Origin of the sequence: Burkholderia sp. Ax-1724, assembly GCF_011752995.1 — a bacterium.
In the GTDB taxonomy this organism is placed as follows: domain Bacteria; phylum Pseudomonadota; class Gammaproteobacteria; order Burkholderiales; family Burkholderiaceae; genus Paraburkholderia.
Map to the genome: position 1 here is coordinate 67,281 of NZ_VWWL01000024.1, position 17,499 is coordinate 84,779.

The following is a 17,499-nucleotide window of genomic DNA, read 5'->3' on the forward strand; positions in this document are numbered from 1 at the left end:
ACGATGATTATCAGCCCCCCTTTCCTGCCCACAGGTGTCAACAACGGGCACGGTCCGGATGACGATGATGATCCGATGATGACTGCTGTGAATGAATTCGAGCTCGCGCACGGCGTCTACCCAATTGCGGTTGACCGGCGTTGGCATACGGGTATCCATCTGATGCCTGCAAACAAAGGCGACCCGGTACGTGCGATTGCTGACGGAGAAGTCGTTGCCTATCGCATTTCGCAGAAAGCCATCGATGGCGGTTCGGGTGCGCTTGATAGCAACACTGGTTTCGTACTTCTGAAGCATCGCACTGAGACGGGTGATGGACGGTCGATCACCTTTTACTCGCTTTATATGCATCTATTAGACTTGGACAGCTATGCCGATGCTGGAGCGACCTCTGTTCTCCAAAGCTTGCCCGGTTTTCTCCAGAGTGCCACGCCCGACGAAGGGGCGGCTGGCAATAGCTCATTGAAGGTGTACCGGAAAGATGTCCTCGGCGTACCAGGCGCTTGTCATGGCCAGCGGCATATTCATTTCGAAATATTTATGTTGCAGAATGATTTCAAGGACTATTTCCGAAATACAAAGCTGGGCAATGCGCAGCCCACGACAGCAGTAGGAAATGACTGCTGGGGGCACACTTATTTTGTTATCCCCGCAGGCCAGAATTTCAAGAAATTGCCCGATGGTGCCAATCCAACGACTCACACTCTGAACACGATCAAGTTTGTACCGTTGCAAGATGGAACCAATGACACACCTCTGCACGTTGAAGCTTACTTCCATAGAGGAAACAGATACGTCAAAACGTGGAGCGTTGCTCAAGATGGCACGCGCACGCTGCTCACGTCGCAGTCCGTCGAGGAAAATTCCTTCGAATACGGAATGATTCACCGCGCAATCAAGTTGTACGATAACAATCCCAATAACGGCTACGAACAGCTACGTTTCGGTCGGATTCTGTCCGATGATCCGACTCCGCCGGTTGCTGCTACCGACACGTCGACGACCAGTTCGACCGAGTCGCTGAGCAGTACCGCACAATTGACCAACCAGTTGTACGCAGGTTCGACATGGATGCGTATTGCGTTTTCGCAAGATAGGGAAGGGTACATCGACATCAATCCGAGCAATATCGTCAAGTTGTCGGACGCAGATTTCTCTTTCGTCACCGGCTGGCAGAAAATCAGTGAAGAAACTTCGCCGTATAGCGATGACGGCATGTGTGACGTCGATCAACTGAACAAGATTTTGGCTGATGCGGCACCTGTGGCGCTCGATTCCAAAGAGTACGTCGACGAGGACGGGTTGTGCCAGTATGTTTTGGGGCACGATGATGTCAGATCGAAGCTCCGGGGATTCATATGTGAAGCGCCCACCGAATGGGACAAGACGGGCAATTCCGAACGCTATAAACGACTGAATGATCCTGACGGCTTTTACGGTAAGCAGCAGACTAATCCAGACGGCTATCACGATTTTTTGCAGCTTCTCGAGAAATTCCAGTTTTGGGATAAAACCGGAATTTCCAGTGAAAAACTATGGTTCTTTCATCCGCTTGAGTTCATCAGGACGTTTAGGAGATGCGGTTGGCTCAGCCAGGAGGAAATGGCAAGGTGTTTTCCACCTAAGTGGCTATACCTGCAGGGAACGCAGTTCGCGCAGACGACCACTAGATGGAGTACTGCGAATAGCCGTGCCCATGAATGGGTTTTACCGTTCAACAAGGGAACCAGAAAATATGGTGTGTCAGCCACGCGCCAGCGCTTGGCCCATTTCTTTGCTCACGTCGTGCCCGAGACAGGCAATCTTCATAGCGTTAAGGAAATTGGTGGGGAGCATAAGCACTATAACCCGTACTACGGACGCGGCCTGATCCAGTTGACGCTTAAGGAAAATTACGAAGCATACGGAAAATTCAGAAAATTTCCAACCGGTAATGCGCCGGCTCAATTTTCCGCAATTGGCTGGGACCCAAACGCCTTGATTGCGCGAAATAACGAAGGCGACCACAATTGCGATAATTGTGTAGACAGTTCCTGCTTCTACGTGGCCAATCGCGCTGGTATGCTTGGCCACATGGATGCGGGCGTCACTCAGAATGATGCGGCCGTGGTCAGCGGGGATGTAAACGGGCACGTAAGCATAGAGAACCTGAATGGCTACGATGTCAGACTTCAGGCTATTCTTTACATGCGAAAGGTATTGCTCGACGACGTATTTCCGGGTAACTCGATTCCTCTGACTTTCGTATGGCGACGTAATAGCGCAAAAGAACCTGTTCTGGATGAGCATGGAAATCCTGTTCCGGAAACGACTGGACATCCGCCACATGTTGTAATGATCGGCAACCCACCTCATCCGAAAATCAAAACGAAATTCTATTCGACGCAACACACGATAACCGCGTCCCTTGAATTGCAAAAACCTTAAAAATAGAGGGCTATATGAAGAGTCTATGCTTTGTGATTTCTTTTCTTTTTTTGCCTGCCATAGGGCACGCGGAAATCAGTCACGACACGTTTTGCTTTAGTTCTGGAGGGGCCAAATCGATAAATTTTGAAATGGGAACGTACTACGATTCTTCCAGCAAGTTGTCGTGGGGATACGTCGAGTACCAGAATGCAAAACAGTCTATTCCCCTGGTACTTGCAGAATCGACTGGGAAAAAGATGGGCGAGGATGTTCCAGATGAAGCCACGACAACATGGATCGAAATCTATGGGAAACAGATCACCGGCGAGTATCAGATGGTGAGCCAGGGGACCATGGTTCCATCGATGGTCTATACCAACAAAAAAAGCGGTAAAAAGGTAGCATTTGGACTCAACCCTGATGCTTCGACTGACAAGGGCGGCTGCGATTGGAAATGACAAGAGCTGCATTCGCGAGAAGACGTTGAGTCGCTATCGCATGTGATCTACAGAATGCTCTCAGATACTAAACGGCAACGAGACTACCGCAAGTGGAACCGTCGTCGCAGCACATACGATGATCCGGTTCGCCGGCAGGGATGTCACTCACGATGGCGTTCGTGTTTGCTGACACGTGAGTGCGATGTCGGAAAACACGAACGAATATCGATCAATAACGACTTTTTCTCTTTCTTCTTTAGTCTTCGTTCACTGCGAATAATCTTTCAATTTGCCGTCGATCAGGCTGGGACGCGGCTGGTGTTTTGGCCCGAAAACCGTTCTTCCAGCGATCGACGTAACCCCCCCCCCACCCCCTACACCTGCTCCACCCGCCGGCGAGTCGATATCGCGGAAGCCGTCGAAATCACCAGATCCGCAAATCGCTTCTCGTCGCGATCCGCCTGCCAGCGCGAACGCGCCACGGCGATATTGACCGCACCGATCCCCCGGCCATGCGCGTTGGTCACGGCCGCCGCCGTGGAGATATCCGCGACAAAGTACTCGTCTTCCGTATGCGCATAACCCTGCTTGCGAATCTGCGTCAAACGCTCCTTGATCTTGCGCGGCTGATACACGGTGGACGACGTGAACGCAACGAGATTCGTGCGCGAGAGGATGTCGTCGACCTCGCCGTCCTGCAAGGTCGCGAGAATCGCGAGACCGGGCGCCGTGCAGTAGGCCGGCAGCCGCGAGCCGGTAATCACGTGAGCATTGAATACGTTGCGGCTGACGATGCGCAGCACGAACACGATATCGGTGTCGTCGAGCACCGTCAGGTTGGTCGCTTCTTCCGTCTCCGAGCCGAGTTGCTGGAGATACGGCGTCGCGCGGCTCACCAGTTCGTTCGAAATCAGATAGTGGTACGTAAAATCCACCAGTTTCGGCGACAATTCGTATTTGCGGCTGTCCGGGTCTTTGAGCAGGTAGCCAAGCGCCGCGAGCGTGAACGTGAAGCGCTGCGTCGCGCTCATGTCGAAACCGGTTAGCGCGGCGATTTCGGAAAGCGACAGTTGTCGCTTGCTGCCGTCGAACGCGGTCAGCACCTTCATCGCCTTTTCGACGGATTGCACGTACAGTGACGATTCGCTCGGGTCGTCCACTTTTGGGGCGCCACGTGCGGTGCCGGACGTGGCGCCGGATGCGGCACGTTTGCGCGCGGGTTTGGGCTGGGCAGGACTCACGATCGGTAACCGGTGTTGCATGACGCTCCCATTATTGCATACCGCTATCAAGCTATCTGATAGCGATAAGTTTGCTTTTCTCCCGCTCCGCACGCGTCAATGCCGCAGACGGTCCCACGCGTCGTCCACCTCGCGCGACAGCAGGTGCTTGCGAATGCGCTCGCTCGCAGTCAGCTCGAACTGCGCGACCGCGCGGTAATAGCGCGGCAACTGAAAACTCGCGAGCCGTTCGCTGGCCCATGCATGCAGCGACTCCCATGGCACCGCGTGGTCCTTGAACTGCACGTTCAGCAGAATGTCCTGTTCGCCGACGGACGATGCCACGCCGATTGCTGCACTCGCCCGCACCGCCGGATGCGCCGCGAAAATCCGCTCGATTTCCCATGCCGATACGTTCTCGCCGCGCACCCGCATGCTGTCCGTGCGTCGTCCGATGAAGAACAGGTCGCCGTCCGCATCGCGACGCGCGTGGTCGCCGGTATGCAGCTTGCCGTCGCGCAACGCGCTGTGTGTCGCCTCGTCGTTCTTCAGATACATCGGCAGCAGCGCGCCTTCCACCTTGCTGGTCAGCACGATTTCGCCCGGTTTGCCGGGCGCGACCGCGCGCCCCTGCTCGTCGAGCAGTTCGAGATCGAACCACGGCAGCGCTTGGCCGATCGAACCGGGCTTGCCGGTAGAGTTGAGCGTCGCGAAGCTCGAGCATTCGGTCATGCCGTAGCACTCGCGCAACCGCACGCCGAAGCGTTGTTCGATCGCCTGCCACGCCGATGCCGCGATGCCCGCGCCCCATGCGACGCGTAGCGTGTGGTCGTGGGGCTCGCTGCCTGGCGGCAGTTGCATCAGGATATCGAGCATGCCGCCGAGATAATGCAACTGCGTCGCGCCCGCGCGCGCGACTTGCGGCCAGAACTGCGAGGCCGAAAAACGCGCCACGACATGCAGGCTCACCGGCAGCAGGAACGGCACGAGCAGCATCTGCGCACCGCCGATGTGGCACAGCGGCTCCCACATGAAGAGCCGGTCGCTCGCACGCACGTCGGCCACGCGCAATACGGCTTCGCTCGCAATACGCATCATCCGGTGCGTGAAGACAACGCCTTTGGGCGCGCCCGTCGTGCCCGACGTATAGATGATGCAGAGCGGATCGTGAATGCCGATGGCGGGTGTCGCAAGCGAGCGCGGCGCGGCCGCGCCGTCGAACGAGGGTAGCCGCACACGGCGCGCGCCCGCGTAATCGAGGTTCTCGCTGAGCGCGTCGAACTCGGCGTCGATCATGAAGAGTTTCGGCTCCGCGTGTTGCAATACGTATTCGAGGCCAGCCGCGCGCAGCCGCGTATTCACCGGCACCCACACGATGCCGCTTAGCATCAGCGCGTAGATCAGATAGATGTGTTCGGCGGAGTTGCCGAGCATCACGGCCACGCGGTCGCCTTGCACGACACGCTGTTCGCCGAACCATGCCTGCCATTGCGCAATATGCGCGACCGCCTCGCCGCAAGTGATCGCGCGCTCGTCGAATTGAAGGAACGTGCGGAGCGGATCGGCGCTGAGACCGGCCACGAGCAGCGGCACGCAATCGAGTTCGTCGTCGGGATAACGATGCGGAAAATAATTCGGATAGCGATGCATATGTTGTCGTTCTGGAAAGCCGAAAAGCAGCGGGAAATAAACGTGTCAGCGTGAATCCGTCAGCGCGCGCGGCGCTTGAACCATGAAGACACCGCGATCACCAGCGCGATCAGCACGACCAGTGTGGTCGAGACCGCCGCGAGCGTCGGCGTGATCGCCAGTTGAATGTCGTCCCACATCTGCTTGGGCAGCGTGGTATTGATGCCGCCGCTCACGAAGATCGCGATGGTCAGGTCGTCGAACGACACGAGGAAGGCGAACAGAAACGCCGCCGTGACGCTCGCCATCAGCAGCGGCAGCAGCACGGTGCGAATGCGTTGCAATGGCGAGGCGCCCATCACGCGCGCGGCATCGTCGAGCCGCCAGTCGAAACGCTGGAAGCCGGCGGCGAGCGTGACCACTACGTAGGGAATCGCCAGCACCGTATGACCGATGATGAGGCCGGTATTAGTGCCCGTCAGGCCGAAGCGGCTCAGCAGATACAGCAGCCCGACCGCGACCACGATGCGCGGCACGATCAGCGGTGCGACGAGCAGCGCGAAGAGCGGCTTGGTCGCGCGTTGCGGCAGGCGCGTCATCGCGAGCGTCGCGCCGAAACCAAGCGCGAGCGAGAGTACCGCCGTGCCGAAGCCGACTTCGAACGAGCGGATCGTCGCGCTTTGCCACACGGGCGAACCGAGGAACGAGCCGAACCAGCGCAGGCTGAAAAGCTTTGGCGGAAACGCAATGAAGTCGCTCTTCGTGAACGCATACGGCATCACGGAGAGTACCGGCACCACCAGCACGATCAGGATCGCCATCGTGAAGAGGCCGAGCGGGCTGAACACGCGCACGCCCTCGGTGGGCGGCTGCAATCCGCCGCGGCGCCGCACGAGCGGCGCAAAGAGCCGGCCCGCCGACATCAGCACCGCGAGCCGCAGGCCCTGCGCGCGCGAGCCGCGTTGTTTCTCGCTGACTTCGCCGGTCAGCGAGGTCAGGCCAACCACCCGGTCATAGACGAGGAAGATCGCGATCGAGCAGATCAGCAGTACTGTCGACAGCGCGCCCGCGAAGTGCATGTCGAACAGTTCGAGTACCGAAGAGATCACCAGTTGCGCGATCATCGTTTCGCGCGGCGAACCGAGCAACGTGGGCACGATAAAAAAGCCAAGGCTGGAAATGAACACCAGCAGTCCCGCCGCCGCGATGCCTGGAGACGACAGCGGCAGAAACACCGTGAAAAAGCTCGTGCTGCGTTCCGCGCCAAGCGTTTCGGCGGCCTGTGCGAGACGATCGTCGATGCCGCGCATGACCGGCAGCATCGTCATCACGGCGAGCGGCAGCATCGAATGCACCATGCCGATCAGCACGCCGGTCAGCGACGGAATCGTGCCGTTGGTCTCGCGGACCAGACCGAGTGCGAGCGCAAGAGTCGAGAGCACGCCCGTCTTCGATAGCAGCAGCATCCATGCGTAGGTCTTGACGAGATAGCTGGTCCAGAACGGCAGCATGATCCACAGCAGCCAGCGCTCGCGCATGCGATTCGACACGCGGCTCAGCAGATACGCGACCGGATAGCCGAGCACGATCGAAAACGCGGCGGTGAGAAACGAGATCGCGAACGTGATCCACAATACTTTCGCGTAGACCGGCGTGCGTGCGATGCGCTCGAACTGGGCGAAGCCGATCGAGCCGTCGCTCGATACGAGCCCGCCTTGCAGGATCTCGCCCGCCGGCACGATGAAAAACACCAGCAGGAACAGCAGCGTCGGCACCGCCGGCAGAATGCGCAGCGATGCCGCGAGCCATGCGCCGCGGCGGCCCGAAGCGTCGGCTGGACGGTTCGCGCGTAGAGCGAGAGTCATGAAAAGTCCTTGGCGGCGAAGAGGTCTCGACCGTATATCAGGCCTATATCAGGCCTATATCAGGCGTGCAGTAGCGTCGTGCGATAGGGGTCCCACGTGAGCCCGACCGTGTCGCCCACGCGCGGGCTCAGCGTACGTGCGCAGCGCGCGGTCAGTTCGCTGCCGTCGGGCAGCGACAGTTGCACATGCGTATCGCTGCCGAAGAACACCACGTCGTCGATGCGGCCATCGACGAAGCCACGGCTCGGTTCGACCAGCTCCAGTGCCTCGGGACGCAGCAGCAGCGTGTGCCGCGCCGCGGCCGCGACCTGCGTCGTGCGCGGTAACGGAATGCGTGCGCCGGCCGCCAGCAGGATCGGCTCGCCGCTGGCCCCGGTGTCATGCGCGAGCGCGCCTTCCAGCAGGTTCGAATGACCGATGAAGCCGGCTGCGAAGCGCGTCGAGGGCCGGTCGTACAGGTCCGCGGGCGTACCGATCTGTTCGATCTTCGCGTTGTTCATCAGGCAGATGCGATCCGAGAGCGTGAGTGCTTCGTCCTGGTCGTGCGTGACATAGACGAAGGTTGCGCCCAACTCCTTGTGCAGACGACGGATCTCGGCCTGCATATGCTCGCGCAATTTCTTGTCGAGCGCGCCGAGCGGCTCGTCGAGCAGAATCACCGAGGGCCGGTAGGCGAAGCAGCGGGCGAGCGCGATGCGTTGCTGTTGCCCGCCGGAGAGCTCCTTCGGAAAGCGTTTGCCGAACTCGCTCATGCGTACCATCGCGAGCGCACCGTCGACGGCCTCGCGCACTGCGTCGCGCGACTTGCTACGCATGCGCAGGCCGTACGCGACGTTGTCCCATACGCTCATGTGCGGAAACAGCGCATAGCTCTGGAACACCATGCCGATGCCGCGCTTGCCTGGCTCGACGCGCGTGACATCGCGCCCGTCGATCTCGATGCGGCCCGCGCTCGGCGCGACGAGCCCCGAGATCATCTGCAGGAGCGTCGTCTTGCCGGAGCCCGACGGCCCCAGCAGCGTCAGAAACTCGCCCGTTTGCACGGTGAGATCGGTCGGCTCCAGCGCGACGGTTTCGCCGTAACGCTTCGCGAGCCCGATCGCTTCCAGTTTTGCGCTCATGCCAATGCCTCGCGTTTAGTGCGTCATTTAATGCGTCAGGAAATGATCCACGAGTTGAAGCGTTCGGTGACTTTCTGGCGATTGGCCTGCCACCATTGCGGGCTAGGCAGCTTCATCGTCTTGATGTTGTCGGGCGCGGTCGGCAGGAGCGGGGCGCGCTGCGCGGGAATCGATTCGAATGACTTACGATTGGTCGGACCGTACGCGAGCGTTTGCGTGAGCACGGCCTGGCGTTTTGCATCCGCGCAGAAACGCACGAACTGCTTGGCCATTTCCGCGTGCGGCGTGCCTTTCGGAATGCCCCAGCCCTCGATCGAATAGAGGCCCTGATTCCAGACGATCGTCACCGGCGCGCCGGCGTCCTTCGCGGATTGTGCGCGGCCATTCCATAGCGAGATCATGTCGACGTCGCCGCTCTGGATCGCCTGCATCGATTGCGCGCCCGAGGTCCACCAGATCGCGATATGCGGCTTGATCTTGTCGAGACTTTTGAACGCGCGATCGACGTCGAGCGGATAGAGCTTGTCGAGCGGCACGCCGTCGGCGAGCAGCGCCTGTTCGAGCGTGTCGAGCGGACTGCGGCGCAGGCAGCGGCGGCCGGGAAATTTCTTCACGTCCCAGAAGTCGGCCCAGGATTTCGGGCCGTTGTCCTTGAACTTGTCGGCGCGATACGCGAGCACGGTCGAATACACGTCGACGCCGAGCCAGTCGGGCGTAATCGCCTCGGGCATGACGTCGGGGAAGTCCGAGGCCTTCAGGCCGATCGGTTCCATCAGACCTTTTGCTTCGAGGTACGGAATATCGGCGGACAGCGTCAGCGTGGTCACGTCCCACACGTAGTTGTTCGTCTTCACCATCGCTTCGAATTGCGCGACCGGCTGCGATTCGCGCGCCACGCTCACGACCTTGATGCCCGTCGCCTTTTCGAACGGATCGTAGAACGCCTGGCGGTAAGCCGTGGTGTACGGGCCGCCCGGATCGGACACGACAATCTGTTTGTCGTCGGCGCGCACCAGCGCGGGCAGCGTGCCGGCGAGCGCGAGTGCGCCGGCTCCTTGCAACATCCGGCGCCGTTTTTCGTTGAAGTTCTGCGTCATGGCTAAGGTCTCCCGTTCGCTGGCTGGGTCGGTTGGGTACTGGGTGAGGTGGGTGGCGAGCGCGGCTTGCCTGCCGCGCCGGATGGCTTTACTTCGCGCGCTTGCTGAAGAACTCTTCCATCATGCGGGCGGGTTCGCCCGAGTCGTAAGCCTCGCGCTGAATGCGAATACCCGCTTCGATGCAGTCCTGGAAGCCCGGCTCGGTCATTTCGCGGAAGCGCTGCTTGTCGAGGCGCATCGCGACCGGCGGTTTGGCGGCGAGTTCGGTGGCGATCTCCAGCGCCTTTTCGAATACTTTGTCTTGCGCGACGAGGTGATGAATGAGGCCGATGTGCCGGCACTCTTCCGCATCCATCAGACGGCCCGTGAGCGTCAGCTCGATGGTGCGCGACATGCCGAGCATCGCGTTCATGATCCAGGGGCCCGTCGTGCTGGCGATTCCCGCGTTGATTTCCGGCTGCCCCATCCGCACGCCCGGATGGCCGACGCGGATGTCGCCCAGCAGTGCGACCTGGAATGCGGAACCGGCGGCCGTGCCGTTGAGCGCCATCACCAGCGGCTTTTTCAGCCCGCGCAGCACGGCGTAGTAGCGCTGCCACTCCTTGACCCATTCGACCGCGCGCGCGCCGTCGAAATCGTGCGCTTCCGACAGATCCTGCCCCGCCGAGAACGCGCGATCGCCGGCGCCCGTCATGATGATCGCGGCGACGTTGTCGTCGTCGTCGAAGCGCTCGAGTGCTTCGATGATCGCGTTGCGCATCGGCGTGGTCCACGCGTTCAGCTTGTCGGGACGATTCAGCGTAATGACCGCGACGCGGCCGTGATTGGACAACAGGATATCTTCGCTCATTTGTTATTACATAGTAATAGTTAATGGGTGTATTGCAATATAGGTGGGTCAAAAACAGGATGCAAGTAGCAATTGGCCTCATCCACCCCGGTTTTCACGCGGCGTTTACCCCAGGTCGTTTACCCCAGGCTCGGCGGATATGTGTTGTGATGTTTTCGTTGCCGTAGCGTTGATGCGGCGATGGCGGTTTGCAGCGGTTGCCCGGTGGCGGGCGGGAGAGGGCGGAATTCTGGCGCTGGTCTTGCTGTGCGAAGCTTAGGCGAGACCTGTATTGCTGCGAGCCGGCCAAGGCGCTCGGGCCGCGCGGCATGGCGTGATGAGGATCAATGGAGCAGCGACGGCGTTAGTCGTGAGCGAAGGGTTGAGGCAGATCATCAATTTCACGGCCGTTATCGAAAGCGACTGTGGCTTGACGAGCATGGCGAAGTCAGTCGGCGAAAGTCGCTTGCGTGAAATAACGTGTCGTTAGAGCGTGTTAGGCACTGCAAGCAACTGGCCCAATGTATCTACCGCGATGCGGACTTTGCTGCCGCGTTTGCGTTTATAGCCGTCGTAACCGGCGCGAGGCACACTCTCGCAGGTCGATTGCAACATGCCTGAAGTGCCTAACGCGCTCTAACGAGAACGGCATTCCAACCAGCGCGCCGACCCACCGGTTTCACGTCGCCGAATCCTCTTCGCCGCCCAGGCGGTCCGCGATTTCCGCGCCCACGCCGCTCAGCATGCAAGGGGGCACTCCCCCGTCACAAACGGCTTATCGGTCGGTGAAGCATCGCAGCTGTGAGCGACGGCTTCAATTCGTCCGCGGTAAGCACGGGGGATTACTTTTCGTTGGATATGGAGGGGCGCGCGTCCGTAAGCGCGCGCCGGATCTAGGGGGATTCAGAAGAGCCCGATCGATCCTCCGTTCCTCAACCATGCGCGAAACGCCTGCCGGTGCGCTTGTTCCAGCAACGGGGTGACGGTTTGGCGATCGCCAAACAACATGAAGTTCCCGGTGTTGAGTTGTGGCCAGCGCAACAGGCCCGCACCGTTTGGGTTGCCGGTTTTGATGAAGTTAACCCAATATGCCTGCATCACATGCGAGATCGTTCGATCCTTGTCGGTAAACGGGCGGTTTCCAACATCCAGGGTGGCGAACACGTAAGGGATTTCGCTACTATGGAATGTACCAAATCGCGCTGCTCGCGGTCCGGGTTCAGGGTGGACGAATCGGTAGCCGTAAGCGGGTGCAGCATGTTCGGACCGGCCTTCCGACCACGCAACTACGGCTGCCGTTGACGAATCTGCAAGCAATTCGCGAACCTTCGCGGATGCATCCGCATCATTGCCGACAGGATAGAGCAAAGAAAATTGACTGGCCTGAGATTGATAGCGCTCGTCGAGAAATCGCTGATAAGCTTCTTTAGTTTCTATCATCCAGGCGGGACTAAATGCGCTTGCTTCATCTTGATTGGAACCTAACAGAACGGGTACATTAGAACGCTCAAGTTTTTCCCGAAAAGGGATACCTCCTGCGTCTGCAGGTTGAAAACGTGCGCCCTTCCCCAATCGAGGGTCGGTTTGCAAGGCCACCAACTTGTCGGTCGGCACCTCTCGCAGTGCTTTTACATCGGCAGCATTAGCCAATTCTGCAAGCTTCAAGCCCAAGTCGTCGGCATTCGCTTTCGGAACCAACTCAGTGTCCGACCACGAGTTGCTCTCGGCGATAGCTCCTGAAAAGAGACCCTCCGCAGACGGTGCCGCCAGGAGATGATGCACGGAGATCGCACCCGCTGACTGGCCCTGGACGGTAACCCGAGATGGATCGCCGCCAAAACGCGTAATGTTGGACTTCACCCATCGAAGTGCTGCGACCTGATCCATCAATCCAAAAACGCCCGCGCCATCGTTCTCTGCATCAAGAGAAGGATGTGCGAGGAACCCGAACAGTCCTAAGCGATAGTTTATCGAGACGACAACCACGCCTTGACGGGCCAATTGATCCCCGCGATAAAGAGGGACTTCGCCCGATCCTTGAGCAAATCCGCCTCCATGGATCCAAACCACCACAGGCAGATTAGCCCGCGCGCTCAACTTCGGTGTCCAGACATTCAGATAAAGGCAGTCCTCGCTAAATGGCGGGTCAGATAGATACTCCGCCGTCCAGGGAATGGCATCTGACGGCTTCCGCTGCGGTTGCGCGCAACTAGACGCAAATTTCGTTGCATCACGCACCCCCTGCCATGACGCAGGCGGGCGTGGCGAATGCCACCTCAGTTCGCCAACCGGAGGTGCAGCATAGGGTATCCCTTTGAAAACGGATACTCCCTGATTTGTTTCGCCACGCAACGCGCCATTGTCAATCTTTACCATGGTAGCGCCCGAAGCAGCCTGAACTGCCATCGCACACGCAAATATTGCGATCATCCTTTTAGGCATCACATCTCCTCCTTTTGAAAGTATTGGCTTGCTTCTCGCCGCGTCTGTGGTGCAATTCCGATGCGCTGATCTGTTACCCTCAACCTTTTGATGATCACGAGCCGATGAGCAAGCTGAAAGACATCGACGGGTTGTTCAATTGACGTCATTTCGACCGCGAAGTGATCATCCTTTGCGTGCGGTAGTACTTGCGCTACAAGCTGAGCTTTCGAGATCTCGCGGAAATGATGGCGGAACGCGGTCTTTCCCTGGTCCGCACGACGATCATGCGCTGGGTGAAGCGCTACACGCCGGAGTTCATCGAACGCTGGAATCGGTTCGCCGTAGCGGCCGGTCAGTCGTGGCGCGTTGACGAAACCTGTGTCAGGATCCGTGGCAAATGGACCTATCTTTACCGCGCAGTTGACCGAGCGGGAAAGACGATCGATTTCCGCCTCCGTACCAGGCGCGATGTGGCTGCAGCCAAGGTGTTCTTTGTGAAGGCGATCAAAACTCAAGGGCGTGCTCCTGCGACGATTGCCCTGGACGGCTGCGCGGCATCGCATCGAGTCGTCCGCGAAATGAAGACCGACGAGTCACTGCCCCGACGAACGAAATTGCGGTCCTCGAAATACCTGAACAATCTGATAGAGCAAGATATCCGGGAGACGGCCGGCTTCTCACCCGCCCACCGAATTTGCACCACAACCGCTGTGAGACCCCGACGGCAACCACCTCTCTCAATGCCTAAAAAGTTGACAACACGACCGCGCCTCGACTTCCCAGCTTCGTGAAACTCCGCAAGAATCTGTACGTTACGCCATGGCCATTCAGGACGTTGGCGCCCGACTGTGTCGCCGCTAAAATCGCCTCGCCCAAGGCGCCTGATATCGAACCGCATGCCACCAAAGTCCCGGTCGCGACGCCAGCTTTGCCGACATACAGGGCGAAGGTGCCGAACTGCTCTCGGACCATAAAAAGACTGCCATCTCCGTCCAGAGCGATTTCCAGATACTCGGACAACGTGGCCATTGCCTCTGTTGTTGAAGCATCAGTGTGTTCAGGCATCACTCGGTCACCTTGAGAGAGCTCATTACGTTGTGCGCTACCTGGAGAGAACCCGGGCGCCATGCCGAAGCCGAGCCACAGGCGAAATACCGCGAGCGAGACGAAATTCCACGACAGACCGGTGGCTGCCGCACCGGCGGTGAACCAGGCAAGCGTAATTAGCAGCGGGATCTTGCGGCCGATCCTGTCGCTCAGGCCGCCGCACGTGAGCCCACCTATCCAGCGCACGCCATAGGTCGCGGCAGCAGAAGGGAGGCTGTGGAGAGGGCGACATTGAACGTGTTCGCGACGTCTTTCAGGACGAACGTGATGGCGGGAAAGTCGAGCGCGTCGTTGACCCCGTCTCCCCACGCAGCGACGAGTACACGTCACTGCGCGCTGGTGATTTCTTGATACCAGCGCTTCGTAGCTTGTCGATTCTGAGTGATGTCCGGGGACATTGTCTCTCCCTGTGCAGATGTGGCGTTGCGGTTAATGTAACCGGTCTCATAACTTGTGATCAAGAGGTTCAGAGACAAATTGTCACGAACTAGGGAATATACCTAAACGTCTGTATTTGCGATAAAAAATGAAGGAAAAATGATAAAAAGTGATTCATCGAAAAATTGAAACCGATTTCAATTTGGTCTGCGAGGGGATCCTGAGTGGGTTCGGGCCTGCGGGTGTTATGTGCAGGGCGGGCCGCTCATCAACGACGTTGCGCGATACGAAGCGGTGCCGGACTGATAGCCGACACCGTGATTTCTACCGGGTTCTTCCTTAACCGATAGCGTTGAGTGAAGTGCTGCTACAGGCATTTGCAAAATGGATTCTTCACGAGCCTCAGGGCTTGGTGCCTTGAAGGCGCGCCTGACTTATCCGCCATCGATCACACCCACAACCGGTACACCCAGAACGATTCGTCCTCTTTGAATCGCCGGGCGAATTCGCTGGGAGAAAAACCCGTGCTGCGTTTTACGGCGCGGCTGAGATGAGCCTGGTCGGCAAAGCCCTCGTCGTGCGCGATCGCCGCCCAATCCAGTGCGTGGCCGGCTTCGGATTGCGCACGCGCATTGAAGAACACGCTTTCCGTTTTGACGAGCGCTTGCCACTCGCGCAACGAGCGCCCGCTATACGCCTTGATACGCCGCTCCACGTGACGTGGGCTATGAGAGCGCCGCCATTCATGAGCTTGCCAGGCAAGCCGCTTGACCCAGTAACGACCCGCTTCGCGCAGCGACGGCAGAATCGGGCTGGCGCGGTTGACGACGCGCCATCTCGTCGTGAGGTGATGCTGGAGTGCGGCAAGTGCTGCCTCGTCGCTGTCCGAAGCCAGCAGTTCATCGAAAAGCGCGTGCCACTCGTCTCCGAGCAACGCCTTTGCGTCGACGATCACGTCCTGGATCGCGGACAGCTCGATGTCGAAGAGCGCCTGTGCGGCGTGCGCCTCGAAGCAGATCATTCCGGCGCGGCCGCTCGTTTGCGCCCAGCACGTGGAAGGATATGAATGGCTGCCCGAAAGCACGAGCGCCGAATTGAACGGACGCCAGATAAGGCCGCTATCCGTCTGCTCGATACGTCCCGCTTCGACGTCCTGGAACCACGTCAGGTTCACCGTAGGCGTGGCGGGGAAATGCGTCAGACGTTGCGCGTCGTTCAAGGCAAAGCCGCGCGTGTCGCGGCAGAGAACGGCGATAACCGCGCCTTGCAGACCCGGCGGCGCGAGGTGAAGGCGCGTGTGCGGACGCCGGTTGCCCTGCGAAACCCATGGCGCTCGTGCCCGCGGATCGGGACACGTCGAAAGGATAGGCAAGGGCATTGCGTTCATAGCCGCGCAGTATAGGTAAGCCGAATTAGACTGTCGATGTCGTTTGCGTTCAAGCATTGGCGCGGCGACAGGTCCATGATTCGGACAGCCACTGTATTGTTCGAATCCATGCTTATCTAACTCTCCCGACATCATGAACTCGCCATCTCCGCGTCAATGCCCGTTGCATCGGAACCCGTCGCCCGTGACGTCCACTGGCGGCTCACCCGGAGCATGGCCGCCGGGTCCACCGGCCGGTCTCACGGGTTTGCGTCTGCTGGCCACCATGTCGCGCGATTTGCCGCGTGCCTTGGCCACGTGGCAAAAGCAGTATGGCGACATCGTGCATCTGCGCCTCTGGCGAGAACATGATGTGGTCGTGGCCGATCCGCAACTCGCGCGCGAGTTGCTCGTGTCCCATCACGATGCGCTGGTTCGCTGGGAGCGCGGCATTCGCGTCTTTTCGCAGGTACACGGGCATAGCGTGCTGACTTCCGAGGGAGAGGCCTGGCGTAGCCGCCGTCATGCGCTGGTACCCAGTTTTTCTCCCAAAGCCGTACAAGGTTTTTCGCCGACGATCGTCGAGGCCGCGACGCAGGCATTCTCGACATGGCCAGGAGAAGACGCCAACTGGCCAATAGAAACCGCGCTCACGATGCTGACCATGGAGGTGATTCTCCAGATGGTCTTCTCGAGCAGCATCGGCGAGGACGTGCGCGTGGCCGAGCAGGCCATACGCGTGACGAGCGCGGCGGCCAACGCGGAGTTCTACTGGCCGGCAAGCATGCCGGACTGGATGCCCTGGAAGCGCAGGAAACGGCAGGCGCTAAAGAGTCTGAAGGCGCTGATCGAGCGGCATTTGCAAAGCCGTCTGAATTTACCTCGTGATGCGTGGCCGGACGATCTGCTCACTCGTCTCCTGCAATCCGGCGACGATGGGGCCGCGTTGTCGCTGCAAAACGTGCGCGACGAGTGCATGACTATTTTTCTCGCCGGGCACGAGACCACGGCCGCGACACTGGTGTGGTGGGTATGGTGCATGGCCGCGAATCCGGCATCGCAATGCGCCGCGCGCGATGAAGTTCAGCGCGTATTGCAAGGCCGCGCTCCCACGGCTGAAACGCTGCCGGCGCTTGGTTATCTGGCGCAAACGATCAAGGAGACGCTGAGGCTTTATCCGGTCGCGCCGCTGCTCATCAGCCGTCGTGCCACGCGTGCGGTGCAACTGGGCAACTGGACATTCCCCGCGCGAACGCTGTTCATGATCCCCGTGCATCTGATGCATCACGACCCGCGCTGGTTTCCTGATCCTCAAGCGTTTCAGCCCGCGCGTTTCGCGTCCGACGCGCCGGAAGTGCCGCGCGGCGCATATATTCCGTTTGGGGTGGGGCCGCGTGTGTGCCTGGGGCAGCATCTGGCAATGAGCGAGATGACGGTGATCGCCGCCATGTTGCTGCAGCGTTTCGCGTTATCGGTCCCGCAAGGCGCGGCGCCGCCACGGCCCGTAATCAACCTGACCCTGCGGCCGGAGCAACCGATGCATCTGGCAATCGCATCGGTCGGTGCATAGGCCACTTGAACGGCGTGTGCAAGTACTCCGTATTGAGCGGAGCA

General features: G+C 59.3%; 12 protein-coding genes and 2 pseudogenes. 4 read left to right on the forward strand and 10 right to left on the reverse strand.

The window, feature by feature from the left end:
• The first annotated feature begins 3 nt into the window (after positions 1-3).
• Complete coding sequence (locus F3J19_RS25925) at positions 4-2,427, forward strand: M23 family metallopeptidase (protein WP_167048156.1); 2,424 nt, start codon at positions 4-6, stop codon at positions 2,425-2,427.
• Positions 2,428-2,441: 14 nt separating this feature from the next.
• Positions 2,442-2,867 (forward strand): hypothetical protein, encoded by a 426-nt coding sequence (locus tag F3J19_RS25930; RefSeq protein WP_167048159.1) that lies wholly within the window; start codon positions 2,442-2,444, stop codon positions 2,865-2,867.
• Between the two features lie 356 nt (positions 2,868-3,223).
• Here F3J19_RS25930 and F3J19_RS25935 read toward each other — a convergent pair whose 3' ends face one another.
• The 8 genes and pseudogenes from F3J19_RS25935 to F3J19_RS25970 form a co-directional block, all read right to left on the reverse strand.
• A complete protein-coding gene (locus F3J19_RS25935) occupies positions 3,224-4,009 on the reverse strand; it encodes an IclR family transcriptional regulator (protein ID WP_345891067.1) in 786 nt (261 codons plus the stop codon).
• 177 nt (positions 4,010-4,186) lie between these two features.
• On the reverse strand, positions 4,187-5,719 hold the full coding sequence (locus F3J19_RS25940; protein ID WP_167048162.1) for an AMP-binding protein: 1,533 nt from the start codon (positions 5,717-5,719) through the stop codon (positions 4,187-4,189).
• A gap of 59 nt (positions 5,720-5,778) precedes the next feature.
• Positions 5,779-7,563, reverse strand: coding sequence for an ABC transporter permease subunit (locus F3J19_RS25945; protein WP_167048165.1), 1,785 nt, complete (start codon positions 7,561-7,563; stop codon positions 5,779-5,781).
• A gap of 59 nt (positions 7,564-7,622) precedes the next feature.
• Positions 7,623-8,684: an ABC transporter ATP-binding protein gene (locus F3J19_RS25950; RefSeq protein ID WP_167048168.1), complete on the reverse strand. Its 1,062-nt coding sequence runs from the start codon at positions 8,682-8,684 to the stop codon at positions 7,623-7,625.
• A 35-nt stretch (positions 8,685-8,719) separates the two neighbouring features.
• A complete protein-coding gene (locus F3J19_RS25955) occupies positions 8,720-9,781 on the reverse strand; it encodes an ABC transporter substrate-binding protein (RefSeq protein WP_167048171.1) in 1,062 nt (353 codons plus the stop codon).
• Positions 9,782-9,869: 88 nt separating this feature from the next.
• Entirely contained in the window at positions 9,870-10,631 is a 762-nt protein-coding gene (locus tag F3J19_RS25960; RefSeq protein WP_167048174.1) for an enoyl-CoA hydratase/isomerase family protein, read from the reverse strand.
• Positions 10,632-11,111: 480 nt separating this feature from the next.
• Positions 11,112-11,222: pseudogene (locus F3J19_RS32780) on the reverse strand (IS5/IS1182 family transposase); the annotation flags it as partial.
• 291 nt (positions 11,223-11,513) lie between these two features.
• A complete protein-coding gene (locus tag F3J19_RS25970; RefSeq protein ID WP_205193245.1) occupies positions 11,514-12,986 on the reverse strand; it encodes a carboxylesterase family protein in 1,473 nt (490 codons plus the stop codon).
• A 227-nt stretch (positions 12,987-13,213) separates the two neighbouring features.
• Here F3J19_RS25970 and F3J19_RS25975 point away from each other — a divergent pair.
• A pseudogene (locus F3J19_RS25975) lies at positions 13,214-13,696 on the forward strand (IS6 family transposase); the annotation flags it as partial.
• Positions 13,697-13,778: 82 nt separating this feature from the next.
• Here F3J19_RS25975 and F3J19_RS32785 read toward each other — a convergent pair.
• Positions 13,779-14,327: a hypothetical protein gene (locus F3J19_RS32785; protein WP_345891068.1), complete on the reverse strand. Its 549-nt coding sequence runs from the start codon at positions 14,325-14,327 to the stop codon at positions 13,779-13,781.
• Positions 14,328-14,967: 640 nt separating this feature from the next.
• Positions 14,968-15,906, reverse strand: coding sequence for a helix-turn-helix domain-containing protein (locus F3J19_RS25990; protein ID WP_167048180.1), 939 nt, complete (start codon positions 15,904-15,906; stop codon positions 14,968-14,970).
• 184 nt (positions 15,907-16,090) lie between these two features.
• Between F3J19_RS25990 and F3J19_RS25995 the strand changes: the two genes are divergently transcribed.
• Positions 16,091-17,455 (forward strand): cytochrome P450, encoded by a 1,365-nt coding sequence (locus F3J19_RS25995; RefSeq protein WP_345891069.1) that lies wholly within the window; start codon positions 16,091-16,093, stop codon positions 17,453-17,455.
• The last annotated feature ends 44 nt before the right edge of the window (positions 17,456-17,499 follow it).

Excerpts from the sequence above, each read along its gene's own strand:
- F3J19_RS25925 (WP_167048156.1), top strand. The coding sequence starts at position 4 with ATGATTATCAGCCCCCCTTTCCTGCCCACAGGTGTCAACAACGGGCAC.
- F3J19_RS25930 (WP_167048159.1), top strand. The coding sequence starts at position 2,442 with ATGAAGAGTCTATGCTTTGTGATTTCTTTTCTTTTTTTGCCTGCCATA.
- F3J19_RS25940 (WP_167048162.1), bottom strand. The coding sequence starts at position 5,719 with ATGCATCGCTATCCGAATTATTTTCCGCATCGTTATCCCGACGACGAA.
- F3J19_RS25945 (WP_167048165.1), bottom strand. The coding sequence starts at position 7,563 with ATGACTCTCGCTCTACGCGCGAACCGTCCAGCCGACGCTTCGGGCCGC.
- F3J19_RS25950 (WP_167048168.1), bottom strand. The coding sequence starts at position 8,684 with ATGAGCGCAAAACTGGAAGCGATCGGGCTCGCGAAGCGTTACGGCGAA.
- F3J19_RS25955 (WP_167048171.1), bottom strand. The coding sequence starts at position 9,781 with ATGACGCAGAACTTCAACGAAAAACGGCGCCGGATGTTGCAAGGAGCC.
- F3J19_RS25960 (WP_167048174.1), bottom strand. The coding sequence starts at position 10,631 with ATGAGCGAAGATATCCTGTTGTCCAATCACGGCCGCGTCGCGGTCATT.
- F3J19_RS25970 (WP_205193245.1), bottom strand. The coding sequence starts at position 12,986 with ATGGTAAAGATTGACAATGGCGCGTTGCGTGGCGAAACAAATCAGGGA.
- F3J19_RS25990 (WP_167048180.1), bottom strand. The coding sequence starts at position 15,906 with ATGAACGCAATGCCCTTGCCTATCCTTTCGACGTGTCCCGATCCGCGG.